This window comes from Clostridium sp. NSJ-49, from assembly GCF_014287725.1.
Lineage (GTDB): Bacteria > Bacillota > Clostridia > Clostridiales > Clostridiaceae > Clostridium > Clostridium disporicum_B.
Window position 1 is genome coordinate 48,925 of record NZ_JACOOP010000010.1, and the last position, 26,497, is coordinate 75,421.

Here is a 26,497-nt window from a genome sequence, read left to right on the forward strand (position 1 = left end):
AATACACCTCCTTAAAAATTAAGCTTTCTCTTTAATAAAGGCACATATTGCCTTGATACTACTAATTTTTCGTTATTTTCCAAAATCACTTCTAGCTTTCCTCCAAATACAGTAGTAATAACTTTTATTTTAGAAAGATTTATAATAGTTGATTTAGATGCTCTAAAGAAATCCGAATTGGCAAACTTATCCTATAATTCATATAATCTTAAACTACTCTCATAAACATCTTTATGAAGATAAATAAAAGTCTTTTTATCAACTGATTCAAAATAGTAAATGTGATCTACATCTAAAATGAATAACTTCCCATCCTTTGTTCCAGTTATCTTTCTATCGAAGGCTCTAATTGTAGCTATCATTTTAAGCAAATTTTCATCTACTCTCTTACAATTAACTACTATTTCTAATTCCTCTATATCTTCCGATTCATTTATAATTATTCTCATTTAAAGCCCCCTCTATAATTTTTCCATATTTTAAGTATATGACTTCTATTATTACACTACAATGCTTTTATACTAAGTTGCATATATTTCATACTAAGATGTAAATATGTTATATAACATTGAAATGAGAAAATTAAAAACTTCAGATAATTTAAAGTATATTGATTCTAAAAATGAAGTTTCTGTAGGCTAAATTAAATTTTAATGGGTATGTATCAAAAATTATTTTGATACATACCCATCTATATTTTATCTATGCAACTTTTCTATATATATTTCTAATAACATTCTCATTCTCCATAGATACATTAAGAACTAACGGTACTATAGTTGATAGAGACATTAATGTTAATAACATGACTACTCCTAATGCCCCAATAGTTAACGCAATGTAAATATTGTAAATTACAGGTACATACATAACTATAGTAAACATAGTAGCTATTAATAACATATTTTGATTTTTAAATTTCTTAGTTAAAATTATAGAGATAAGAGTCATAATTACTGGCCATAAGAACAAGTAGCTTCCCCCTGGAAGGGCTATCATAAATATTACTAATAAAAACTCATTAAACCAAAGTCCCCCAAACAGCATAGACTCTAAATCTTCTCTATTTTTAGCTAATTTCTTTGATAATAGTGCCACTAAAACAGAAGTTAAAATTACAGCCATTAAAACAATGAAATCTGAACCTGTAATTCTAGGCATATACGTTATTTTAAATTCAATACCACTTACCATTGAAATTATGTAAGATATTGCTATACCTATTGCTGTACTAGCTAATGCTAATCCTGTCCAAACAGCTATCCATTTTACTACCATCTTAGCGTTTACTTTTAAGTTTCTCATAATAACTACTAAGGCTATTAATGAAATTACCGCAAGTATAGTAGCTATAAGTGAAGTATAATTTATAAATACATTTGGTAATAAGGTAAAGAACACACTATTTTGATTAGATTGAAAATAATCAGCTTGTCCATATTTTGCGTTGTATACATATTCTTGTACTATAGGTAGTACTTGTTCTCCATAATGTTGGATAGATGTATCACTTATATTATCGTAATTATCATTCTTTGTATGATAATAATCTAAGTCATTCAATACAGCAAAATTTATTCCAGGTAAACCTGCATCTTTAAACTCTGTAAAGTCTGAACCGTTAGGCATCTTATTATATACATCAGCAGCTAAAGAGTATGATACTGGTAAATTAGCCTTCTTGTATAAATCTATAACCTTTTTATTATTGTTACTAGTTTCAAACATCAAAGCTGGTCCTTTAATTCCACGTGCTTCTAAATTAACTACAAAGTTAACATTCTCATATAGGTCAAAGTTATTATTCATCTCTTCCTTTGCCCCCATAAGCCCCATTTCTTCACCATCAGTAATTAATATCTTTATACCATTTTCTAATTCTTGTCCACTTTCTTTTATAATTCTAACTATTTCTAAGATAGTAGATACACCATATCCGGCATCTGCTGCTCCTTTTGACTCTCCATCCTCTCCTGACCTCTTCTTAGGCGATGAATCATAGTGAGATGCTAGCATAATATAACTTCCATCTTCTCCATTTTTTCCATCAATTTTAGCATATATATTATTTATATCATATATACCACCTTTAGAACTTTCTACATCTTCATATGTAAATACTTCTGGTTCTAATCCCAATTCTTTTAACTCATTTAATATATACTCCCTAACTCTTCCTAGGGCCTCTGGTTCTTGTATACTATGAACTTCCTTAGAAATCTCTTTTATATGCTCCTTTGCAATTTCTGTAGAAAATCCACTATCTTCACTTTTAGGTCTTGGAGTATATAACGAAGTAATTCCTAAGACAATTGATAAAATAATTGATAAAAATAAAATAATTCCTTTGTTTCTCATCTTTTTTACCACCCTTCAATATAAGTAACCCCATTAATGAGGTTCTTTATAGCTTATGTAAAAATTACAATACAGATATAATATCAAAATTTATTTTGATAATCAAATATTTTATTTTTAAAAATAAAAAGTTATCTTGAACTAATAAGATAACTTTTTAAATATCATATTTAGAGTGTTTTAAATCACATTAAATTATTATTTGTAGCTTTTTAGCTTAATCGCTCATTTATTCTCCGTAACTTATCTTCTCACATTCATAACTTTTCTGTTTTACTTTAATATTCTTTAATATACTGTGAAAAATCATTGTCAATATTGGAAACACTGCAGCTAAAAGTATAGCTACTCTTAATCCAAATTGTTCAGAATTAATTGAATAACTAGCAAAAGATGTCCAATTACTAGTTGTAAAATCAGTAACTCTACCAATAAGCCAAGGCCCTATAGCTGCTCCAACATCTCCTGCCGCAGCAAGTAATGCAAACATGGAAGCTCCAGCTAATGGTAACCTACTTGATGCCACTACTAATGTTCCTGGCCATAATAAACTTACAAATATTCCACAAATTCCACAGGCTATAATAGATAACCAATTATACGGTGATATAGCTACTACTAAATAACATATCGCTGCTCCTAGCGATCCCCAAATCATCACCTTATTTATATTTATTCTAGAACCATATACTCCATATATAGCTCTACCTATTCCTAACATAATTGCAAAGAAGCACATACCTAACATATCTCCTACAAACTTAGGTATTAAAAGTCCTCTTTCCATATAAGTCGCTGCCCACTGATTCATACTAACTTCTGATGCAGCACCTAACATTATTGCAAAAAAAGCAACTATAAAAATAGGATTTTTTATAAGTTCTCTTATCTTCATAATTTTAGATTCGTGTAATTTTTGAGTTAATGGCACTCTCATAAATATAAAGAAATTTACTATAGGAACTATTGCCCAAATCATCATAATAATCCACCATTTTTCTTTTCCAAAAGAAAATAAAAAAATAGATGTTATAACAACAACCGTTACTTGTCCCCATGCATAGAATGAATGTAACAAACTCATTGCCGTTGCCTTATCATCTGATGGTATAGAATCAATAATCGGACTAATAACTAGTTCTAAAAGTCCTCCCCCTCCTGAAAATATTATAGTAGAAAGCACAAAGCCTGCGAAAATATTTTCACTAAATACCCTTGGAGTTATAGAAAATAATATTAACCCTAATGCACATATTCCATGAGCAACTACAACAAATGGTCTAAACCCATATTTATCAACAGGCCTACTAAATACTACATCAAATATTACTTGGGTAACAAAATTTATAAGTACTAACGCACCTAACTGAGAATAAGATAACCCATAACCTTCTCTTAACGTTACAAACAATATTGGTACTAAATTTATTACTGTAGCTTGTACAAAATATCCTATATAACAAGCTATAATTGTCCATTTATAAGATTTTTCACTTCTCATATCTTTCTCCTTTTGAGTTCTTATCTTATAAATTATACCACATAACCTTAATATTGTTTGTTTTTTATTTAATTTTCCATTACTGAAATTATATTGCAATATATAATAAATTATTGTATATCTAGTAATTCATATTTTTCAAATTATATTCACAGAATTAAATATACTATTTATATTTACCTTATTCTAATGTTATTATATATATGGTTATTTTCATTATATAAACAGTAGAAAAACTACTATTACGAAAGGAAATACTATGATAGAACAGGATTACGAAAGATTATTAAATATCGAAACAAAGAAAGAACAAAAGAATTTTCACCAATCACTTCACTATAATAGATACGAGGCAACACCATATTCAGCACTTGAACTTTTATTTAAAGAGTATAAAGTATGTGACTCTGATTATATTGTTGATTATGGTTGTGGAAAAGGCAGATTATTATTTTATATAAATCATTTTTTTAATTCTAATGTTACAGGTGTAGAAATGGATAAGAATTTCTATAATGATTGTTTATCAAATACAAACTCTTATTTACTTAATCACAAAAAATCTATAGGTAAAATTAATTTTGTAAATGATTTTGCTGAAAACTATATAGTGTCTGAAAAAGATAATAAATTTTACTTCTTTAACCCTTTTTCAATACAAATATTTATGAAAATAGTTGATAATATTTTAGAGTCTATTGAAAAATGTAATAGAGTAGTAGATATAGTTTTATATTATCCTTCTGATGATTACATATATTACTTAGAAAGCTGTACAGCTTTCACACTTATTAAAGAAGTTAAAATAGATGAACTTTTTATTAAGGACTCTAGAGAAAGATTTTTAGTCTATAGACTTAGTTTATTTTAAAATATTCCTTCATAAAAATAAAAAATATGACTTCTGCATTTATTCGTAATCTTTGCATAAGTCATATTTCTTTGTAGTAATCTTATTCATAAAAAACTTATTTATTTATATAAATTAATTCTTTAATATAAATACTCTAATTTATACATCTCCATTTAACATTTTCTGAACATATCCATGTAAAATCATCATAATCTCTTATATCATGTATATCAAAACTTTTACTATCAGCCCAATATATTTCCCCTTCAAAAATATCCATGAATGAATCTAAAATTATACAATCATATCTTTCATTTACAGGTGCCAAATTTAGCTTGCTTATTTTCTCAAAAACAACCTCAATTTCTGATGGGTTACTTAATTGTCTCTGAAATACTACAGTAACATTGCGCCTTTTATTTATAGGATTCATCTCTAAATTTTCATTTACATAAGCTCCACTAACATAATGTATTTCCTTTATACAGCTATCATGAAAGTTTCCAAACACATTCATTAACTTATATATATCATCCTTTGTCTTAATATTATTCCATTCCATATAAAACCTCCAAGTAAATCCTCTCTATAATAATTATTCCTTAAAACATCAAATTAAATCATATTAATCTAAATTAATGAGCTTAAGTATAGTAAATATCTTAAATATTCTTTAACATTATTTACATTACGTATATAAATTAAAAATAGAGGTTTTTTAAACCTCTAAATTACTTCTGCTCATTGCTGTTGCTATAAGAACTAGAAGTGTCGAAAAAAATGTTCTATATGCTTTATTTATTTCCTTGCAATTTCTTTCTTCACCTTGTACTGAATTTAAGTTTTCATAATTACTATAATTAATTTCTAAAAAAATTGCTGTTGCATACAGAAACATCGCATTAGTTATTCTTGGTAACTTTGTACCATCTATCAACAAATCTGCGTATTTAGTATTATTAAGCGTATCTAAAGCTTGTGTTCTAGTATAATAAACATAATATATATTTAACAATATAGCTGTTAATATAATTAATAATGTATCAAATGATAAGTTTAATTGATTTATTTGTGCAATTAACTCTTCATAATTCACTTTACTTTCTGTAGAACTTGATGAGGTGTCACTACTGGAAGATTTTTCTTTACTATAATCATTCTTTTCATTAGCTAATTTTCTATTTAAATTTCTACTATCTTTACAATTATTTTTAACTCTTTTAGACTTTTTCATATAATAGTTCCTAAAATAATTAATCTTATATATTATATGTGTTTTATATTATTTTGTTTTTATTGCAATCCTAAACCACAGTATAATGATAAAATTATATTATAATTAAAGCCAATAAAACTCCTAAAAATTCTATTGGCTTCATTTTATATATTTTTAATTTTTAAATATATAGCTGGAATATCATTTGAAAGATATATATCATCACTTGCTTTATAAAATTTCACTCCATCTTTATATGCTTCCCTAGCATTTATTTCTAAAACTATATGAGTTTTATTCTTTCTACGTCTCGCTACCATAATAGCTGTTTCTACTGTAGATGATAAGTGTACGTATTGTCTTTTTTGATGCTTTAATCCTTCTTTTGAAATAAATTCATTATATACTTCTAAAGTTGTTCCATGATATAAAATATCTGGTGGAATAATCTCATTATAAATAATTTTTCTTTCAAATGAATGTCCATAAACAGCTCTTATTTTATTTTCTATTAATTCAAATCTTCCCTTAGGATCATTTTCAACAACATATTTAATATCTAAAATAGTAATGTCATCATAATAAAGCTTTAGACTATTTAATAAATCATTCACTTCGCAAAAACCATTTTCATCTAATTCTAAGTTAAATCTCCACGGCTCATGTCGCAAAGCATAACATATAGTATAACTTAGATTTGCTTCATGCTCTTTATCCATATACTCCAACTCTTTCTAAAAATATTATCATTATATAATATGACTATCTCTCTACTTAGAGTACTATATTTATTTTATATCAAAACATTCTATTTAGCATAACCACGAAGTATCTATTACTTATTTATAATTTTTTGAATAAATTATCCTATATTGATTAACGATAATAATTGTTAACATATTAATATGGAGGCCTTACAAATGATAAAGTCGTTTAAAAAAACTTTTTTACTCTTCATATCTTTTCTATTTTCTTTTACACTATTTACATATTCTCCTACTGTTATGTCAGATGTCAATATTATAGAAGATTCGGTAAATACAAAAACACTTCCAAGAAACTTCCGTAAAACTAGTGATATAAGTTGTATTGAAAATATTAAATATTTAAATTTATATAGCTCAAGTAATTTAAATATTTCTGGTAATAATTTTTGTAATGATTCAATTACTGATACTTATATTAAAAATTATAAAATGCCTAAATACCTTTATGTTATATCTGAAGATAATATGACGAATGAAGAAAAGACCATGATTGCAACACTTCAAGGTCTTATATCCAATAAATCTGAAAAACAAATTTACATTCTTAGTCCAAGTGAACCTGATTACGAAATTTGGCTAAAAGATTTAAAGACTATATATAATGTAAAATATAAAACTATCAAGGATCCATGGAAACTAATAGATATATTTAACTCTTATATTGATGGATATGTACTTTATAGTAATGTAAAATCCCCATCAATAAATAACGCTTGTACACTAGCCTCGCTAAAAAATTCTGTTGCTATTGAAGAATCTATTGAGTCTATTATTAATAAACACGGAATAACCAATTTAATACAAGATTGTATAAATACAGATAAGTATTGGGCATATAATAATTTATGGAATTCAGGTTTAAATCATTCTATCGTAATAGAACTTCCATCCGATAAATTTACATCTTTAAGAGATTATGCTATTATGTCAAAATCCCTCATTTTTTATGAGGATAATTTAAGTGATACATCATTAAGAGAAACTATCTTTAATTCTATGGATGATGGTGGTCATATCTTAGGATGGGGCCCTGATGAATACACCAATGTATCAATTGCATCAAAGTATGGAGTAGATATTATAGCTGCAGACTGGTCTTACAACCTTTCTGTTCTAAGTTCTTATCCTTCCACTCCTAAAACTCAAAAATCAAATACTGAGTTTATTGATGAAGATGGTGTTCACTATGTTACATTCATTATGTCTGATGGTGATAATCAACAATGGCTACTTGGTAGCAATTATAGTGTAAAGAATTGGTTCGGCTCTCCATATAGAGGTAATTTCAATTTAGGATGGTCAATTAGTCCTTCAATTTATTATTTAGCTCCTACAGTTTTTGATAAATATTATAAATCTGCTAGTCATTCAAAGTATTCCGATAATTTTGTTGTTCCTGCTTCTGGTAATGGCTACATGTACCCTAGTAAATTCCCTTTTGAAAAACTTGATGATTATACAAAAAGATTAAACGAGTATATGGCTATAGTAGATCAACATTATCTTCTAATACTTGATGATGACGCTTTTTACAAGAAAGATTTATGGGATAAATATACAAATAACTCTAATATAAATGGACTTTTATACCTTAATTATTATAAGAACAATAGTTATGAAGGAAAAATAGTCTGGTCAAATAATAAACCTGTAGTCTCTTGTCGTGATTTACTTTGGGGAGGTTTAGAAGATGAAATTGAACTTATTAATAACATTAATACACGAGTAAATTTAGGATATACCGATATTAAAAACCCTAATTCATATACTTTTGTTTACGTACATGTTTGGAGTAATACTATGGATAATGTTAATGATGTAATAAGTAAATTAAACAAAAATTCTAAAGTGAGAATTGTTACCCCTGACGTTTTTATGAGATTAATTTAAAAAAATATACCTCATATAGATTCTTAGTCTATGTGAGTATAAATATGTAATTTATATTTATCTATGATATTAATTTTTGAAATTCACTTTTATAATAGTTAAAATCAGTGCCTGAATCTTATATCTATTCAGGCACTTATAACCTACTATTATAAACCATACTTTTACAGTAGCAAATTTATATATTCCTCTGCACTTATGACATTTTGATTTTTATTTAATCTATAAGAAGTTTCTTATTACTTTCAGTTTTAAAACTATATATGCAATTATACTTCCTAGTAAGGAACTTGTAGTAAATGGAACTATATATACAAACATAGCTACTTCCTTACCAAGTACAAAAGCTGCTAAAGGATATGCTACTAATGCACCAATTACTCCTGTACCAATAACCTCTCCAATTACTGCCAACTCACTTTTGTGATATTTTTTATATAAAGTTCCAGCTAAAAATGCACCTATCATACTTCCAGGAAAAGCCAGAACACTTCCTGTACCTAATATATTTCTTAATAGTGATGAAATAAAAGCACATCCCATTCCATATGCAGGTCCTAATGTTATTCCAGCAACTACATTTATAAAGTGCTGCACCGGTGATGCTTTAGCTCCCAAAATTGGTATGGAAAAAGTTCCAAGAACTGTAGCTAAAGAAATTAATATTCCACTAAAAACTATCTTTTTAGTTGTACTTAAACTTGATTTTGTTACCTCCATACACACTTCTCCTATCTTATGTCTTATATCTTTCATCCCCAATTTAACTCTAAATATTAATTGCATCTATCCATTTTTCACATTCTGACTTTATATCTTCTACTTTAAGAATTGCAGATACAACTGCATATCCATCGATATCACACTTCTTAAGCATTTCTATATTATTTAAGTTTAAGCCACCTATTGCAACTATAGGTAGATTAACATTTTCTTTTATCTCCATTAATTTTTCTATAGAAACAGCCTTTGCATCAAGTTTAGTTGTTGTAGTAAACATTGCACCTACCCCTAAATAATCAGCCCCATTTTCTTTTGCTGTTCTTGCTTCCTCTACCGTTCTTGCTGAAACTCCAATGATTTTATTAGGACCTAAAAGCTGCCTTACTTTATCTGCTGGAATATCACTTTGTCCAACATGTACCCCATCTGCATCACAAAGCATTGCTATATCGACTCTATCATTAATAATAAATTTAACATCATATTTTCTAGTTAATTCTCTAAGCCTTACAGCTTTCTTTAAAAACTCTTTTCCAGAAGCATTTTTCTCTCTAAGCTGAAGCATGGTAACTCCGCCTTTAAGTGCAGCTTCTATAGATTTGTAAAAATCTCTATCTCTTAAGATATCTGAATCTGTTACAAGATATAATTTTAATTCTTTCATTAATTTACTCCTCCCCGGTATTATATATTGCTCCTTCTATTACGCAGCCTTACTATCTTTTGCAATCTGCTTCTTAAATCTTTCTAGCGGAATAAGTGCAATTACAACTATCGATAATATTCCTTCTATTCCTGCTGTTGTAAAGTTGTACAAGAATGAATATAGAACTACCCCCATACCGGCTGGTGCAAATTCCCCAAAGAATACTACCCCAGATAAAAAGCTTATAAACACTGAAACAGTAACAGCAAATGCTGATCCTAATATAACTTTAACTTTATTATCATTTCCAAAGATACCTGCTAGTCCAAGTACCATCCTTGCCAAAATATAATCTAATAAAAATTGAACTGGATGAACTACATATACACCATTAAGCATTGATAATAATCCAAATATAATTCCTCCTGTAAGCCCTGCAGTTCTTCCATAAAGCAATGAAAGAACCATGACAGGCATCATTGAGCATAGTGATATTCCACCATCTTGAGGATATTTAATAAACTGTATTAAACTTAAGATAAATGATATTGCACTTACCATTGCAATTATAACCATCTGCTTAGTATTAATAGGATTCTTTTTTAAATCTAAAAAATATAGTATAAATGTAATAACTGCTGCTATTCCTATAATAATTGTCATATTTATTCCTCCATAAATAAATTATCCTTCATAAGCCATATTCCAAAATTCCATCTCATAAAGGCTTGATTTTATAAATATATCCTTTAAATCTTCCTTCTCACTTTCAGATATATTTTCACATAAATAATCAATATAATTTATCCATGCATCAGCACATCCTTTAAATTCTTCAGATGAATATTCTTCAATCCACGGCTTATAGAAATTATCTTCTAATGTATCTTTATATCTATCATAAAGGTTTTTTCCTATATAATAATAGCTCCAAGTACAGGGCATTATAGTCATAGCTATCTCCTTTGAACCTCCTTTAGATGCAATAGCTAACATATAACTTGTATAGCTTGCTGTTGTAAGTTCACATCTATACTTTTCTACTGCTTCATCACTTAATCCGAAATATCTTAAGTAGTTAGTGTGCACTTGTGTTTCATCTTCTAAAGTACCTCTAATTGAATCACTATAAAACTTCATTTCTTTCATAGTCTTTGCTTTAACTAATCCAAGAGCAAAAACTTTTGCATAATCCTTTAAATATAAATAATCTTGTATAAGATACCTTTTAAATTTCTCTTTATCCAAGGTTCCTTCTCCAATTCCTTTTACAAAAGGATGCTCTAAATACCTATCCCATAGCTCCTTAACTTCTTCAAATAATTCATCTGTAAACTTCATATTATTCAACTCTCCCAAATTCCTTTAGTTTATCTACATTTAGTTCATATACATTATTCATTAATTTTTCCTTGAAACTTCCTATAGCTATGTTGTTTACGTCCGCAAGTTCTCCACTTAATCCCATAGTAAGTACCCCCATAGCTACAGCTTCAACTTTCTTATCTTTAAGTACTTGTCCTAATTTCATTAAAGTATCAAATGTACCTAAGTAACTACCTATTAAGCTTCCTGTCATACAGCCAGTACCTGTAATACTTTTAAGCTTTGTAGTACCATTATTTATTTTTATAACTCTATATCCATCGCTTATAAAATCAACCTTGCCTGTTGCAACAACAATAGTATCTAATTTTTTAGCAACCTTTTTTATAACCTCTGAGATATCCTCGCCGTCATCAAAAGAATCTACCCCTTGCCCTCTTACATCAAGTCCACCAATAGATTTAATTTCAGCGATATTCCCTTTAACTACATCAAACTTTATTTCATTTAAAAGATTATTTGTAAAATCTGTTCGTGTTTTTGTAGCAAACACTCCTACTGGATCTAAAACTACTGGCTTATTATATTTATTAGCAGCCTTTCCAGCCTTTATAAACAAATCTAATCTAGTTGAATTCATTGTTCCAATATTTATTACTACAGCACTTGCAATACTTACTATCTCTTCTACCTCTTCATCCGAATAACTCATTAACGGACTTGCCCCTATTGCTAAAGTTATATTTGCACAATCATTTATAGTTACTTCATTTGTGTAGTGTAATACTAACGGATTTACTTCTTTTACTTTATTAATTAATTCATACATTGCCTATTCCTCACTAATTCTCAAATTTATAAAAATGATTTACTGGCCCTACTCCTTTGCCTATATCAAAGCTGTGTCTTATTGCTTCAGTTATATACTCCTTGCTTAATCTAACAGCTTCTTTTATGTCATATCCTAAGGCTAAGTGAGATGTTATTGCCGATGATAAAGTACAACCTGTACCATGAGTATTTTTTCTATCTAATCTCTCTTGCTTAAAAATTTCAAAAGTGTCTTTACCTATTAGTACATCAACAGCATCTCCTTCTAAGTGTCCACCTTTCATAAGAACATACTTAGGTCCTAGTTCTAATATTTTTTCTCCTACTTCTTTCATATCATCTACTGTTTCTATATTCATCCCAGATATTTCTTCAGCCTCAAGGGTATTTGGTGTTATTATATATGCCATTGGAATAAGCTCTTCTATTAAGCTCTTTTTAGCCTCTGGTTTAAGTAAATAATATCCACTCTTAGATATCATAACTGGGTCAACTACTAAATATTTCGGATTATACCTCTTTAAAGTTTCTACTATAGAAGAGATTATCACTGGACTAGATACCATTCCTATTTTTACAGCAGCTGGCTCAATATCTTCAAACACAACTTCTATCTGCTTTCTTATAACCTCTTCACTTAAATCCTCCACAAGAAATACTCCTTGTGTATTTTGAGCAGTTATTGCTGTTATAACGCTCATTCCATAAGTCCCTATTGCACTAAATGTCTTTAAATCAGCTTGTACACCTGCACCTCCTGATGAATCTGAACCTGCAATAGTTAGTGTAGGTATTTTGTAATTTCTCATTTTTGTTCCTCCTAGTTTTAATATTGTAAATATCAAACTTCCCTGATACCATAATAAGTTTTTTGTATAAAAAAATAGCCATATTCCAACAGAATATGGCTATGCTTATATATAAAAATACTATTAGTTATTTAAATACATTACGATGCTTTCCTCCGCTGGTATTATCCAGATCAGGTACAAGGGTTAATAGCAAGCTATCTCTCAGCCAAAAGGCACCCCTAGCAATTTTCTATTTACTTTATAATCTATATTACATACCTTGTAATATACTGTCAATCCACTTTTCTAAATATTTTTCTGAAATATTCATATCATTTTTATCTAAAGCTTCGTTTCTCTAAATATTTCATATGGTCTACTTGAATATACCCTATAAACTATTTGTCCATTAAACTTTAACATATCTTCAGCTCTATCAAGTAACCACGGTTCAGTTATCATATTTAAAACCTTTTCTTTTTCAAACCAACCTACTTCAATACTCTCTTCGCTACACTTTAAAGCTCCACCTTCTGCAGTTGCTAAAAAGTCAAAAATAACTTTAGTAGGCACTATTGTCTCATTATCCCACCCTAGATACGATTTAGTATTAGAATATACCCCTACAAGATTATCTACCTTAATAATAATTCCTGATTCCTCAAAAACCTCTCTAGTAACACCTTCTATTAAATCTTCTCCATTTTCAATTTGTCCCCCCGGAAACTCCCATCCTCTATAAGGATTCTTTACAAGTAAAACTTCTCCTCTCTCATTAGTAACCAAAGCCCCTGCAGCTACAATATGCATCGGAAATTCCATCTCTTTCTCTCCTTTCTATCCCTTTATCACCATCCATATTATACCATTTATTTATATAAACATATATTAGTATAGCTTTAGATTAGAAACGCGATTTTTATTTACTCCTATACTTTCTTCATTTATTACTTCATACTTTAATAATTATCAATATAATAACTCATAATATTTAATAATTTACTATTTAATCAAAAAATTACATTTTTCATTGACAGTATTATTTACTTATAATAAAATTTCATTATACAATTTTACGAATAATAAATTTGTTTTTATTTATTTTATACGACTTATTATCGAAAGGATGTGAAGATTTTTCAATAATATTTCAGTTTTACGAATGTTTATTGAATAATAATATTATGATTAAAGATTTACTTTATACAATACCTAAAACTAAACACTCTGTTGAAGATTTAAAAAATATCTTAAATCTTAATCCACAAATAAAATTTGTATCACTTGTAGGAGTAGATCTTTCTGGAAATGATACTGATGAAAAAATTCCTGTAAGTCTTTTCTTAGAAGATATTAATACTTTTTTAAATGGAGTAGCTGTTCAAACTGATGGTTCTTCAGTTGTACTTCCTGGTATAGCAACTTTAAACAACGCAAAGGTAGATATGGTTGCCGATTTAAACTGTAATTGGTTTGTTGATTATAACTATGATTTTATTGATCCAATCTCAAATAAACCTGTAGGAACTTTAAGAATTCCTTGCTTCTTATTACACAATGACGTTGCTGTTGATTCAAGAAATATCCTAAAATCAGCAATTACTACTTTTAAAGAAAATTTATGGACTATCTTTAATTCTACTCCTGAAATATTAACTAGTTATAAAATCTCAAAAGATGATATCGAAGATATTGTTATAACTTCTGCTACTGAATTAGAATTCTGGGTTAAGACTCCAAACAACATAGCTGAAATTGAAGAATTACATACATCTCAAGCTCTTCATGAACAATATTGGACAAGAACTAAAGGTGCTGTTCGTACTGCTATGGAAGAATGCTTACTTTTAATGGATAAATATGGTTTTGAACCTGAAATGGGTCATAAAGAAGTTGGTGGAGTTAAAGCAAAACTTGATGCTTCTGGTAACTTTAATCATATAATGGAACAACTTGAAATAGACTGGAAATTTTCTGATGCTGTACAAGCTGCCGATAACGAATTATTCATAAGAATATTAATACAAGAGACATTTAGAAGAAACGGATTAGAAGTTACTTTTTCTGCTAAACCACTTGAAGGTGTTGCTGGATCTGGTATGCACACTCACTTAGGAGTAAGCTTAAAGCTTAAGAGTGGCAAAAGAGTTAACCTATTCCACACTTATGAAAATCACTTCTTATCTATTATAGGATATGGTGCTTTAATGGGAGTTCTTAAGAATTATGAAGTTATGAATCCATTTATATCTTCAACTAATACTTCATTTAAGAGATTAAAACCAGGCTTTGAAGCACCAGTATGTATAGTTACTTCATTAGGTTTAAGCCCTGATAATCCATCAAGAAATAGAACTATACTTATTGGATTAATAAGAGATTTAGCAAACCCACTTGCAACAAGATTTGAGCTTCGTTCACCAAATCCACACTCAAATACTTATATAACTATGGCTGTTTCTTATATGGCTATGCTTGATGGTATACTTTATGCAGTTAATAATAATAAAACTCAAGATGAATTATTAGCTGAATTATCAAAAAATGCTGGTGATGAAGCTGACTACTTAGAAAAAGATAGAGCTTATAGAACTGAAGAAGATGTATTTGAACATTTCTCTGACGAAGAAATAGTTAAATTCTTTGGTAATCCACCAAGAACAGTTATTGAAAATATTTCTGCTTTAGATTTATATCCAGAAAAGTTAAACATCTTAAAAAGAAATGATGTTATGAACGATAAGCTTATAAACAGCTTTAGAATAGCTATGACTGAAAGATGGATGACTGAAATTGGAAATAGAACTATAAACAGATACATGGATGAAGTTAGAGCGTGTAAGTGCCTACATTCTTTAGATAGAGCTCTTGACTTAGATGTTTCTAACTGGATGAAAATAAATGATTTAAGACATTATATAATGAAAGATACTTATACAACAAAAAGTTTATTTACAAGAATTAAAACTGCACTTGCTACAAATAATCTTCAAGTTGCATCAGACCTTTCTCTAGAATTAGATGAAAAGATGAGCCTTTTAAGAAATCTTTACTCTAACTATAAGAAAAATCTTTTAGATATTTAATAGTTTTATGTTAATAGAATAGTTTAACTTTATCAAAGATAAATAACTACTGCTTTACAAAACACTTGATTTATACCTACAGTACATTATTGCTGTAGGTTGTTTTTTACACTATAATTTAAATAAATAATTTATAACTCTTAAATTATTTATAGGGAGGTTTTTATAATGAGTTGGATTGAGGATATAAAAAAGTATGTTCCATACAACGAACAAGAAGCTAAAGATAAAGAACTTATTTTAGGAGCTATTTCTAATTTTAACAACTTACTAACTAGAGAAAATGTAGTAATGCATATAACTATCTCTGGTTATGTTATAAACAAAAATAGAGATAAAGTCCTTATGATTTATCATAAAATATATAATTCATGGGCTTGGACTGGCGGGCACGCTGATGGTGATAGTGATTTACTTTATGTTGCTATAAAGGAAGCTAAAGAGGAAACCGGTATTAAAAATGTAGTTCCAGTTATTAATGATATTTTTTCTTTAGATGTAATAACTGTTAATGGACATATTAAAAGAGGCTCTTATGTATCAAGTCACCTTCATCTTAATGTTACTTACCTTCTAGAAGCTGATGAAAATGAAGAATTGGTAGTTAACGAAGAAGAAACTGAAGGAGTTAAATGGTTACCAATAGATAAACTTTCAGATTTCTGTACTGAAGAATATATAATTAACAATATTTATAATAAGCTTAATAAAAAGATAAAATCTTTAAAATAATAAATATAGATAAGGAGGAACACTTCCCCCCCTTATCTATTATTTTATAAAATGTTTCACTAATATATAATTAAATATCAAAAAAGAATTACATAAATAACAATTACTCTTATTACTATAAATTTAATTTTAATTAATTATCTATCACCTTTCTTTAGTTAATGAACAAATCTGTAGTAATAAAATCAACACCATATTTTATTACCTTTGATTTTGTTTTAATATCATCAATAGTCCACGTGTTAACTTTTACCCCCTTTGAATGTGCATAACTAACTAATTGTCTTCTTAAAGCTTTATATGATGTGTCAATATCAAAATTATTTTTTTTACAGTAATTAATGTTATCTATCGTTATATCTAATATAGCTTGTATATTAATCTTTTTATTTATGCTTCTTATATTTTCTAATAACTTTCTATTAAATGATATAATAATACATTTATCTTCTAATCCATATTTCTTTATTAAATCAATAAATGTACGCGGATTACTAATACTTTTAATCTCTATAACAGGTATCATATTATATTCATTACATACAATAAAAAATTCCTCTAATGTCGGAACCCTTAACATTGGATATTCTGATATATTAGCTCCAAAATCAACTGTTAGTTCTTTTATCTGAGCTAATGTCAACTCTGATACTAACCCTGTACCTGTTGTAGTTCTATCAACAGTTTCATCATGCATTAATATATAGTAACCATCTTTTGTCTCATATACATCAGCTTCTGCTCCATAGAATCCATATTCACCTGCCATTTTATAAGCAGGTATAGTATTTTCTGGAGCTATATTTGAGTATCCCCTATGAGCTATTATTCTATAAGAACTATTTCTGCTTATAGTATCTAAATCAACTTCTTTTTCAAAATACTTATTTAATAATAGCTGTTTTTCATTTCCTTTTATGTTCTCATTTTCTTTATACTCTACATTTACACATCTGCTCATATCTAAATCAGCCATAGATTCTAAAGTAATATTTATCATAATTACTATTGTTATAATTAATAATAATTTTATTATGTACCTCATTATTTTCTCCCAAAATTTTATTAGTATTTATTAATTAAATATTATAATGCTCAAATAATTATAGAATCATACAAAACCTTTATTGATAATTTAATTTCATATAATATAAAGAAATTCTTAACAAATCTTTATAAAAACAAATAAAAAATAGAGTGATATAAAATCACTCTATTTTAAAATACACTTATCTTCGTTTGTTCTTTGCTTTAACTTCTCTTCTTGCTTTTTTCATCTTTGATATGCTACCAAACATATTATTGATTTTTTCTTTTTCTAAAGATTTTGAATTTAGCTCTTGATATTTAAGTTCTTTATTAATTTTTTTATAGCTTTGTAATCTTTCTTCATCAAGCTCACCATTTTCTATAGCTTTTCTTACTGCACATCCTGGTTCACTTTCATGCTTACAGTCTGAAAATTTACAATCTCTTGCTAAACTATCAATATCAGCAAATGATTTATCTAAATCTGCTGTAATCAATTGTAGTTCCCTCATTCCTGGAGTATCTATAACTACTCCACCATCTGGTAAAATTAAAAGCTGCCTAAATGTAGTAGTATGTCTTCCTTTATCATAATTGCTTATTCCTCCAGTTTCAAGAAGTTCTTCTCCCATTAATTTATTAATAAGAGTTGATTTTCCTACTCCTGATGCTCCTATAAATGCTACTGTTTTATCTCTTCCTATATATCGCTTTATTAATTCATAACCTTCTCCACTCATTGAGCTTGTTACAATAACTTCTATACCTATGGCAACTGATTCAACTTCTAATTGCTTCTCTAATATATCATCGCAAAGGTCTGACTTAGTTAATACAATTACAGGAGTAGCCATACTATCCCAAGCTACTGAAATATATCTTTCTAGTCTACGAATATTAAAATCATTATTAAGAGCCATACATATAAAAACAGTATCTATATTAGCTGCTACCACCTGTACATCTCTTCTAAAACCTGCAACCTTTCTTTCAAATGCGCTCTTTCTTCTTAACACCTTATGAATTATAGCATTGCCAGTTAAATCATTTAATCTATCAACCATTACCCAATCGCCAACAGCTGGAAAATTTTCTGTACCTAAAGCTTCATATTTAAACCTTCCTGAAACTTCAGCCCATACTTCTCCTTCTTCGGTAATTACTTTATACTTATCCTTATGCTGAACTGATACTCTTGCTAAATATAAGTTCTCATACATAGTAGCTTCTTGCTTAAATCTTTCTGTTAATCCTATATTATATAAATTTATTTTATTCAATTTTCTTTTCCTCCTACATAAATACAAATAAAAATCCTATGTGAGGAGGTATTAAGTTTTACATATGCGTAAGGTTATTTAATACCAGCTTCACCATTTAATACACTATCTAAATAAGTTCTTTTATTCATCATAAAACATCACTCCTTTTTTATTATCGAGCTTACTCTCTACTAAATAAATGTGTAACTACGTTACTTTCTCAAAAAATACTATCTATCATAGCCACTATGATTATACACCATTTATATATCCAATAAAATATATTTTATCAATTATTTAACATATATCTTTTGAATACTAAACTATTTTTGCTAACTATGATAATACTTTAAGTTCCTTTAATAATTCTTCATATTGTTTTTCATACATACTCTTTTTTTCACTATTACTTTCTATAGATATTAATGAAATAATCTCTGCTATTTTATTTCTTACTATAATTAATCTTTCTTCTTTTAACTTATCAACTTTAATTAAAATCATAAAAAAATCCCTCCTTCTTTTTTGGAGAGATAATCACTTACTTAATAACCTTTTTTAATATAACTAATCAAACTATACAAAAGCATAGTTAAATAAAACCCACTACCTTCTATTAATGAGTTAATTAAAATAGCTAAATTTATATCTGACATTCAGATAAACTTTAATTAAAGGTATATCAATTTAACAGTAATATATCTCTCAACTTTAAACAACACAAATAAAACCTCAGTAAAAATAATTTTTTACTATTCGGCCTATTTTTAAATTTAGTTGTCATATAAATCGAAAATACATTACATTCTCATCAGCTTAATACCTTTCTATAATTTAACTTACTTATATTATTATTATATTACTTTTCCTAAAATTGTCTATTACTTTTACATAACTCTTTATATTCGATATACGCTCTACACTTCTTCAATCGTACATATACCTTCTGATTTTCTTAATATTTCAATAACATGATCATATGATGTCATCTTTGGAGATGTTATCGTAAATATACCACCTACAATCGGTTCATTTATATTGTTTGACTTTATGAGTTCCATATCACTTACCTTAAGACCATTAATTTTAATAGACTTTATAAACTTTCCAATATCAGTAATAGATGAAAATTCAACATACAAAGTTATCTCCTTTGTTTTATACATTAAATTCTTTTCTAATCCATGTAAAAGTTCCATAGCAACAAAAATCATTAAGCACCCAACTATAGCTCCTGAATAATAACCTATTCCTATAGTTAACCCGATACAAGCAGATGCCCATAATCCAGCTGCTGTAGTAAGTCCTTTAACTCTATTTCTACCTGTAACTATTATTGTACCAGCACCTAAAAAACCAATTCCACTAATAACTTGTGCACCCATTCTTGATGGATCTCCACCATATTTTGTTGTTATATATTCATTTGTAATCATAACAATAGCTGATGCTACGCATACAAGCATATAAGTTCGAAATCCTGCAGGCCTATTTTTTCTTCCCCTATCTATTCCAAGAATTCCTCCACATATTAATGCTAATAACAATTTAAAAAAGGTATCTACTATTCCTAATTCACTTATTAACTCATTCATTGCTCACCAACTTTCTATTACATAATACACCTTTAGTATTCCTAACATATTTTATATCTACTATATTTATATTACCTTTAATATATTATTGTTACTTAATATTCTATAAAATACACTGACACTTTTCAATTTACTATTTTACTTAACAAATATTCATATTAAATATTAGGTAGTTATCTTTACTTCATTTAAATATTGAAATATTATAATAAATTTTACATTTTCCGTAATATTTAGATGCTAATTTTATAAAAAATAATAGCCTAATCTTATCGATTAAGCCACTATTTTTACTATTTCATCATAAACCCTATCACATATATCTTTAAACTTTTTAGTTAAGATTTTAGATATTTTTTCTGAAGCATCTATACTAGATATTTCTATTCCTATAAAATATCCTAAAACATCTCTTTTTTTCTCTCTTACTAGACTTAATAAACTTTCCTCCTGTGGCAAATTATCATAAGTTATATACTCATCACATTCATCTAATTTTTTAATAGTTATTGTGCCTGGCCTGGTCATGAAATATGTTGAATCTATTATTATAACCTCATCATTATCTTCTATTTTACTTATACAATATGATAAATCTGTTTCTCCAATGATTACTTCTATATTATCTCCTAAAGCTTCTATCTTCTCCTTTAGAACTTCTGCCACTCTAATTCCTATTCCTTCATCACAAAGATGTACATCTCCCAAACCAAAAACCTTAATCATAACTACTCCCCCTAATAATATTCCCTTAATATTATTAATGATTTTAGAAAGTATTTTATGACACAGATAAATCAATAATTATCTCATTAATTATTGTCAAATTCTAAGTTAGATTAATATACTATTATATATAGTATTATTTAAAGTGATGATATGCGAATATATATTGAATTAGAAAGTTGTAAACTTCTTGGAAGTGGTGCTGAAGGTTCCGTATACTTAAGTCCTGAAGGCTATGTACTTAAAAGCTTTAAAAGTAAAAAAGCAGCTGATAAAGAAGCTTTTATACTTAACTGTGCTAAAAACAGTAGATTTTTTCCTAATGTAATCCTTCAAGTAAGTACATTAATAATTAGAGATTATGTCGGTGGAGAAAATCTTTACGAGTATCTATCAGTCCATGGCTTATCTTATAAAGTTTCTACAGAAATTATTGATTTCATAGAAGATTTAAAAATACTTAAATTTAAAAGATTAAATATTAGAAATGCACATATTTTTATAAATGAAAAAGAAGAACTAATGGTTATTGATCCTAGAAAATCTTTTTCCAAAAACACACCCTACCCAAAAGATATAGTTAAAATATTTCTTAAGCTTCACCTATTTGATAAATTTTTAGAGGATCTAACATCCTATAAACCTGATTTACTCTCTTACTGGATTGATGCATATGAATATACAGCTAAGTTTAATAAAGTATCAAGATACGGCTAACTTATTTACTCAATAATAAAAATAAGTCGTAACTCCAATTGTTTACGACTTATTTTTTGCTAGTTAGCTAATTCAGAACTTTCAGTTATTATCTTATTAACTATTCCATAATTAATAGCATCATTAGCACTTAGCCAATAGTTTCTATCTGTATCTCTTTCAACCTTTTCTAAACTTTGACCAGTAGCTTCACTAATTATTGTATTAATTCTTTTACGCATTCTTAATATTTCTTCTGCTTCTATTCCTATATCTGTAGCCTGCCCATTAAATCCTCCTAATGGTTGGTGGATCATATATCTAGTATTTGGAAGAGAATATCTATTTTCTTTATCAGCAGCAAGATAAATTGTTATACCAGCACTTGCTACCCATCCTGTTCCTATTATTATAACCTTTGGCTTTACAAACTTTATCATATCATGTATTGTATCACCTGCTTCAACATGACCACCTTGACTATTTATGAATATCTTAATTGGTTCATCTCCCATTTCTTCGAGAATTAATAATTGTGCAATAACTCTTTCAGCTAAAGCTTGATTTATCTCTCCTGAAATAATTATAGTTCTAGATTTTAGTAATTTCTCCATAACTACATTAGGAGTTTCCTTTGTTTTTTCGTTTTTTTCATCTTTTTCAGAATCACACCCATAAATTCTCATAAAATCCTCCTTATAGAAAAAAAGTATATAAATACATTATATACTTTTATAAATTTTAAATACAATTAAATTTTACCATATTTAATTAATTATTTGTACTCATCAGTAGAAGTTGGTAATCCCTTACTCTTCAATCTTAATTCTACAGTTTCTTTAATTAGCGAATATACTACTGCAAATATTGGTACTCCTACTATCATTCCTACAAAACCTAATAATTTTGAGAATATTAAAAGTGAGAATAGTATCCAAAATGCTGATATTCCTATTGAGTCTCCAAGTATCTTTGGTCCTATAATATTTCCATCAATTTGTTGAATTATAAATACTATAAGTATAAGCCATAAAGCTTTAGTTGGTGACACAAATAATACTATAATTACTGATGGTATCGCTCCAAAAAACGGTCCGAAAAATGGTATTATATTAGTTATCCCTATAATTACTGATATCAGTAATGTATACGGCATTTTACATATAGATAAAATACAGAAAGTTAATACTCCTATTATAAGAGAATCTATAATTTTCCCTACAAGAAATTTACCAAAAGTATCATTACTTATTCTAGCGATTCTTAAAATAAATTTAGCTCTTTCATTTGGAGAAAATGCAAAAATTATTTTTCTAGATAAAGCCAAAAGTTTTTCTTTATCAATTAGCATATAGATAGATACGATAACTCCAATGAATATTGAGAATAAACTTGAGCTAAGTCCTAATAGCATATTTCCTATAACAGGCACCATGTTAGTTATAAACGCAATTATAGCATTTATTAAGTCATTCCACTGCTTCATTAATAACTCTATAAACTGTGGCTCTAAGTCTACTTTACTTAGTAAATCATTAGTAAAATTGCTAAGATCTTTTACATATTGAGGAATACTATTTGCCAATCCTAATATACTATCAACTAATTGCGGCAATACAAATTGTAAAAATAAGTATACCATAATCATTGCAGATAAATATGTAAGTATTAATCCAACTGATCTTTTAACCTTTTTTGACTGCTTATTAAATTTATCCCATTTAGATAAGAGATTTTCATAAAACTTTAACATAAAGTTTAGTAAGTAAGCAATAGCCCCACCTATTATAAACGGTCTAAGCGTTACTATCATCCCATCAACCTTACTTGAAAACTCGTCTATATTAGACATAATCATGTATAGAAGTATGCTACAGGCTATAACAGCAAAAGAATATATTGCTATAGTCGTATATCTTTTATTCCATTCTACTTTCATTTTAACCCCCGATTTTAGTACTTTTCTTTAATTATAGCATGATATTCTATAATTACATTAATATTTACAAAAAATTAAGTTACTTAATAAAAAAATAAGAGCTGATATATCAGCTCTACTATTTCATATCATTTTTAACTATTTTATCTATAATCTCTACTCTTTCATCACCTAAATATTTAGATATATTAACATTCATATTTTTTTCTTTATATACTCTATCTCTATTAGCTTCAACTATTGCAAGTATCTTGCTTTCCATAGTTTCATATGTCATAAGATCCTCTAAATATACATCAACTATATCCTTTAAACATGTAGCTAATTCTCTAGGATTTCTATAAACTTTTCTCATAATAACTCCTTGTTAATTCTTATCTTAATTTTTCATCTATATTATATATCAATAATTTTATTATGTATAGTAAGTGAAGCTCTAAATCTTTGATTTAGTTATCTGAATTTACTCCTACGAACCTAGGTGAGTATTGAATTTCCTTTAAAAGTTTCTAACTCTTTTATTTAGTTAACTAAACTTAAGCGAATAATTAAAACAGTTATGATAAAAATACTATTATATCAATATGTTTGGAGGTAATCATTTTGAACAATTTAACTAGAAAATATATTTTAAAAATAACATTATTAGCTATATCACTATTTTTTACTGCATCTATTTTTGCTTCTGCATCTATGGACAATCCCCCAGATATTACAAAAGATTCCACCAAAAAAATTGTATATTTAACTTTTGATGATGGTCCTAGTGAAAATACAACTAAAATATTAGACATATTAAAGGAAAATGATGTTAAAGCTACATTTTTTATAATATCACCTTATATACCTAGTCATAATAAAATAGTTAAAAGGATTTATGATGAAGGTCACGCTTTAGGTAATCATACTGCTGATCATGAATTTAATAAAATATATACTTCTGAAGAAGCTTTTATGAAAAGTTTTAATAAACAACAAGAATTTATAAAATCATTAACTGGTTCTGAATGTAAAATCTTCAGATTTCCAGGCGGTTCTAAAAACACATTAGTTAGAAATGCTCATGGAAAAGACTTTAACAAAAATATAATTATTAAATTAGAACAAGAAGGTTTTCACTGCTATGATTGGAATGTTGATTCAGGTGACTCTCATGCGAGTAGCGTTCCTGTAGGTACTATTTGCAATAACATTTTAAAAGAAATGAAAGATAAGGAAGGAAATTTCAAAAATCCCGCAATAGTGCTTATGCATGATTGTCTAACTAAAAAAACTACAGTTCAAGCGTTGCCTGAAATTATTAAAATTTTTAAAGATAATGGTTATGAATTCGATACCCTAAAATAAAGTGCGAAGCCTCCTTCGCACTTTTTTAAATCTCGTCTAAAGCTCCCACAATCACTTTTTTCAAAAAACACCTCAGAAAGCTTTCTTAATAAATTTAACTATATCCTATTATTATCAAATAATTTATATCTTTGGCTAAATATTGAAATTTAGACTTTCTTAGTCTATAATTTCTATTAAGATTTAATATGAAAGGAGATTCTTATGCCTAGTTTAGTTTTAGAGGGTGGTACCTTTAGACCAATTTTTAGTGCTGGAGTTATGGATGCTCTTTTAGATAACGATATTATGTTTCCTTATTGCATTGGTGTTTCTGCTGGAATTACTAATGGTGTTTCTTATATCTCCAAACAAAAAGGAAGAAATTTAGAAGTAATAGAAAATTATCGTAATGATAAAAGGTATTTTGGAGTAAGTAACTTTTTTAAATGCAAAAGTATATTTGGATTAGATTTCACCTTTGACGAAGTTCCTAATAAACTTAATATTTTTGATATGGATACATACAAAAGTTATGAAGGTAAAGTCCTAGTAGGAGTTACTAATGCTAAAACAGGTAAAGCGGAATATTTAGATGGTAAAGAACTTGATAATACAGCTCAAATGCTTAGAGCCACTTGTGCTATTCCAATATTCTTTCCTGTAATAAAAATTAATGATAATGAATATTATGATGGCGGTCTCTGTGACCCTATTCCTATTAAAAAAGCTATTGAAGATGGTAATGAGAAACATCTAATTATTCTTACAAGACCAAAAGGATATATTAAGAAGCTTAGTAAAAATAATAGAATAGTTGCACGAATGTTGCGTAAAAAATATCCTAATCTTGAACATATTCTACTGACTAGACATGATTTATATAATGAAACAGTTAGATTCTGTGAAGAATTAGAACATCAAGGAAAAGCTATAATAATAAGACCCACTGCTGAAGGTGCAATAGATAGCTTTGAAAAAGATACAACTAAACTTCGCGCTGCTTATAACCATGGTTATAATATGGCTATTGAAAATCTAGATAAAATCAAAGCATTATTCACGTAGGTTTTATCAACAAAATATATTTACCTCCATTACTACACATTTCTAATTTAAATTATAAATTTAACTAAAGACAAAAATATTTTATTTATCTATAATTAAATAAACATAAGAAAACTTAATTAATGAAAGGATGTAT

At 27.8% G+C, this 26,497-nt stretch carries 27 protein-coding genes, 1 pseudogene and 1 riboswitch; of the genes and pseudogenes, 7 read left to right on the forward strand and 21 right to left on the reverse strand.

What is annotated here, in order from left to right:
* Positions 1-11: 11 nt before the first annotated feature.
* From H8S10_RS18340 to H8S10_RS05365, 3 genes and pseudogenes are all read right to left on the reverse strand, one after another.
* Positions 12-449: pseudogene (locus tag H8S10_RS18340) on the reverse strand (LytTR family DNA-binding domain-containing protein).
* A gap of 253 nt (positions 450-702) precedes the next feature.
* The gene (locus H8S10_RS05360; RefSeq protein ID WP_186838155.1) at positions 703-2,358 is read right to left on the reverse strand and encodes a M28 family peptidase; all 1,656 of its coding nucleotides are present in this window, start codon (positions 2,356-2,358) and stop codon (positions 703-705) included.
* A 229-nt stretch (positions 2,359-2,587) separates the two neighbouring features.
* On the reverse strand, positions 2,588-3,859 hold the full coding sequence (locus H8S10_RS05365) for an MFS transporter (RefSeq protein WP_186838156.1): 1,272 nt from the start codon (positions 3,857-3,859) through the stop codon (positions 2,588-2,590).
* A gap of 259 nt (positions 3,860-4,118) precedes the next feature.
* On the opposite strand from H8S10_RS05365, the gene H8S10_RS05370 reads away from it, so the two are divergent.
* On the forward strand, positions 4,119-4,730 hold the full coding sequence (locus H8S10_RS05370; RefSeq protein WP_055264680.1) for a class I SAM-dependent methyltransferase: 612 nt from the start codon (positions 4,119-4,121) through the stop codon (positions 4,728-4,730).
* 136 nt (positions 4,731-4,866) lie between these two features.
* Here H8S10_RS05370 and H8S10_RS05375 read toward each other — a convergent pair whose 3' ends face one another.
* The 3 genes from H8S10_RS05375 to H8S10_RS05385 form a co-directional block, all read right to left on the reverse strand.
* Positions 4,867-5,274: a hypothetical protein gene (locus H8S10_RS05375; RefSeq protein WP_055264679.1), complete on the reverse strand. Its 408-nt coding sequence runs from the start codon at positions 5,272-5,274 to the stop codon at positions 4,867-4,869.
* A 156-nt stretch (positions 5,275-5,430) separates the two neighbouring features.
* Entirely contained in the window at positions 5,431-5,946 is a 516-nt protein-coding gene (locus H8S10_RS05380) for a hypothetical protein (protein WP_186838157.1), read from the reverse strand.
* Between the two features lie 146 nt (positions 5,947-6,092).
* Positions 6,093-6,647, reverse strand: a complete 555-nt coding sequence (locus H8S10_RS05385; RefSeq protein WP_055264677.1) for an RNA 2'-phosphotransferase — start codon at positions 6,645-6,647, stop codon at positions 6,093-6,095.
* A gap of 201 nt (positions 6,648-6,848) precedes the next feature.
* On the opposite strand from H8S10_RS05385, the gene H8S10_RS05390 reads away from it, so the two are divergent.
* Positions 6,849-8,585, forward strand: coding sequence for a GxGYxYP domain-containing protein (locus tag H8S10_RS05390; protein WP_243175833.1), 1,737 nt, complete (start codon positions 6,849-6,851; stop codon positions 8,583-8,585).
* A 222-nt stretch (positions 8,586-8,807) separates the two neighbouring features.
* Here the strand turns inward: H8S10_RS05390 and thiW are convergent, their stop codons facing one another.
* The 7 genes from thiW to H8S10_RS05425 form a co-directional block, all read right to left on the reverse strand.
* Positions 8,808-9,305 (reverse strand): energy coupling factor transporter S component ThiW, encoded by a 498-nt coding sequence (gene thiW, locus H8S10_RS05395; RefSeq protein ID WP_186838159.1) that lies wholly within the window; start codon positions 9,303-9,305, stop codon positions 8,808-8,810.
* Positions 9,306-9,354: 49 nt separating this feature from the next.
* Positions 9,355-9,972, reverse strand: a complete 618-nt coding sequence (gene thiE, locus H8S10_RS05400; RefSeq protein ID WP_186838160.1) for a thiamine phosphate synthase — start codon at positions 9,970-9,972, stop codon at positions 9,355-9,357.
* Between the two features lie 39 nt (positions 9,973-10,011).
* On the reverse strand, positions 10,012-10,617 hold the full coding sequence (gene thiT / locus H8S10_RS05405; protein WP_186838161.1) for an energy-coupled thiamine transporter ThiT: 606 nt from the start codon (positions 10,615-10,617) through the stop codon (positions 10,012-10,014).
* Between the two features lie 21 nt (positions 10,618-10,638).
* Positions 10,639-11,295, reverse strand: a complete 657-nt coding sequence (gene tenA, locus H8S10_RS05410; protein WP_186838162.1) for a thiaminase II — start codon at positions 11,293-11,295, stop codon at positions 10,639-10,641.
* A 1-nt stretch (position 11,296) separates the two neighbouring features.
* Entirely contained in the window at positions 11,297-12,109 is an 813-nt protein-coding gene (gene thiM, locus H8S10_RS05415; RefSeq protein ID WP_186838163.1) for a hydroxyethylthiazole kinase, read from the reverse strand.
* Between the two features lie 13 nt (positions 12,110-12,122).
* On the reverse strand, positions 12,123-12,920 hold the full coding sequence (gene thiD, locus H8S10_RS05420) for a bifunctional hydroxymethylpyrimidine kinase/phosphomethylpyrimidine kinase (protein WP_186838164.1): 798 nt from the start codon (positions 12,918-12,920) through the stop codon (positions 12,123-12,125).
* A 133-nt stretch (positions 12,921-13,053) separates the two neighbouring features.
* Positions 13,054-13,153, reverse strand: a riboswitch (TPP riboswitch).
* Positions 13,154-13,244: 91 nt separating this feature from the next.
* Positions 13,245-13,724: an NUDIX hydrolase gene (locus H8S10_RS05425; RefSeq protein WP_186838165.1), complete on the reverse strand. Its 480-nt coding sequence runs from the start codon at positions 13,722-13,724 to the stop codon at positions 13,245-13,247.
* A gap of 362 nt (positions 13,725-14,086) precedes the next feature.
* Here H8S10_RS05425 and H8S10_RS05430 point away from each other — a divergent pair, with 362 nt between their 5' ends.
* Positions 14,087-15,988, forward strand: a complete 1,902-nt coding sequence (locus H8S10_RS05430; protein WP_186838166.1) for a glutamine synthetase — start codon at positions 14,087-14,089, stop codon at positions 15,986-15,988.
* 168 nt (positions 15,989-16,156) lie between these two features.
* A complete protein-coding gene (locus tag H8S10_RS05435; RefSeq protein WP_186838167.1) occupies positions 16,157-16,720 on the forward strand; it encodes an NUDIX hydrolase in 564 nt (187 codons plus the stop codon).
* Positions 16,721-16,874: 154 nt separating this feature from the next.
* Here H8S10_RS05435 and H8S10_RS05440 read toward each other — a convergent pair whose 3' ends face one another.
* The 5 genes from H8S10_RS05440 to H8S10_RS05460 all read right to left on the reverse strand — a co-directional run bounded on the left by H8S10_RS05440 (position 16,875) and on the right by H8S10_RS05460 (position 21,332).
* A complete protein-coding gene (locus tag H8S10_RS05440; RefSeq protein ID WP_186838168.1) occupies positions 16,875-17,765 on the reverse strand; it encodes a glycerophosphodiester phosphodiesterase family protein in 891 nt (296 codons plus the stop codon).
* Positions 17,766-17,949: 184 nt separating this feature from the next.
* The gene (rsgA, locus tag H8S10_RS05445) at positions 17,950-19,029 is read right to left on the reverse strand and encodes a ribosome small subunit-dependent GTPase A (protein ID WP_243175834.1); all 1,080 of its coding nucleotides are present in this window, start codon (positions 19,027-19,029) and stop codon (positions 17,950-17,952) included.
* 318 nt (positions 19,030-19,347) lie between these two features.
* Positions 19,348-19,515: a hypothetical protein gene (locus H8S10_RS05450; protein ID WP_156334256.1), complete on the reverse strand. Its 168-nt coding sequence runs from the start codon at positions 19,513-19,515 to the stop codon at positions 19,348-19,350.
* Between the two features lie 413 nt (positions 19,516-19,928).
* Entirely contained in the window at positions 19,929-20,606 is a 678-nt protein-coding gene (locus H8S10_RS05455; RefSeq protein WP_186838169.1) for an MgtC/SapB family protein, read from the reverse strand.
* Between the two features lie 276 nt (positions 20,607-20,882).
* Entirely contained in the window at positions 20,883-21,332 is a 450-nt protein-coding gene (locus H8S10_RS05460) for a hydrogenase maturation protease (protein ID WP_055264665.1), read from the reverse strand.
* 153 nt (positions 21,333-21,485) lie between these two features.
* On the opposite strand from H8S10_RS05460, the gene H8S10_RS05465 reads away from it, so the two are divergent.
* The gene (locus H8S10_RS05465) at positions 21,486-22,049 is read left to right on the forward strand and encodes a hypothetical protein (RefSeq protein ID WP_055264664.1); all 564 of its coding nucleotides are present in this window, start codon (positions 21,486-21,488) and stop codon (positions 22,047-22,049) included.
* A gap of 59 nt (positions 22,050-22,108) precedes the next feature.
* Here the strand turns inward: H8S10_RS05465 and H8S10_RS05470 are convergent, their stop codons facing one another.
* The 3 genes from H8S10_RS05470 to H8S10_RS05480 form a co-directional block, all read right to left on the reverse strand.
* On the reverse strand, positions 22,109-22,714 hold the full coding sequence (locus H8S10_RS05470; protein WP_055264663.1) for an ATP-dependent Clp protease proteolytic subunit: 606 nt from the start codon (positions 22,712-22,714) through the stop codon (positions 22,109-22,111).
* Positions 22,715-22,803: 89 nt separating this feature from the next.
* Positions 22,804-23,967, reverse strand: a complete 1,164-nt coding sequence (locus H8S10_RS05475; RefSeq protein WP_186838170.1) for an AI-2E family transporter — start codon at positions 23,965-23,967, stop codon at positions 22,804-22,806.
* A gap of 118 nt (positions 23,968-24,085) precedes the next feature.
* Positions 24,086-24,322: a TIGR04540 family protein gene (locus H8S10_RS05480; RefSeq protein ID WP_055264661.1), complete on the reverse strand. Its 237-nt coding sequence runs from the start codon at positions 24,320-24,322 to the stop codon at positions 24,086-24,088.
* Positions 24,323-24,570: 248 nt separating this feature from the next.
* Here H8S10_RS05480 and H8S10_RS05485 point away from each other — a divergent pair, with 248 nt between their 5' ends.
* Both H8S10_RS05485 and H8S10_RS05490 read left to right on the forward strand, forming a co-directional pair.
* Complete coding sequence (locus tag H8S10_RS05485) at positions 24,571-25,314, forward strand: polysaccharide deacetylase family protein (RefSeq protein WP_186838171.1); 744 nt, start codon at positions 24,571-24,573, stop codon at positions 25,312-25,314.
* 204 nt (positions 25,315-25,518) lie between these two features.
* Complete coding sequence (locus tag H8S10_RS05490; RefSeq protein WP_186838172.1) at positions 25,519-26,361, forward strand: patatin family protein; 843 nt, start codon at positions 25,519-25,521, stop codon at positions 26,359-26,361.
* The last annotated feature ends 136 nt before the right edge of the window (positions 26,362-26,497 follow it).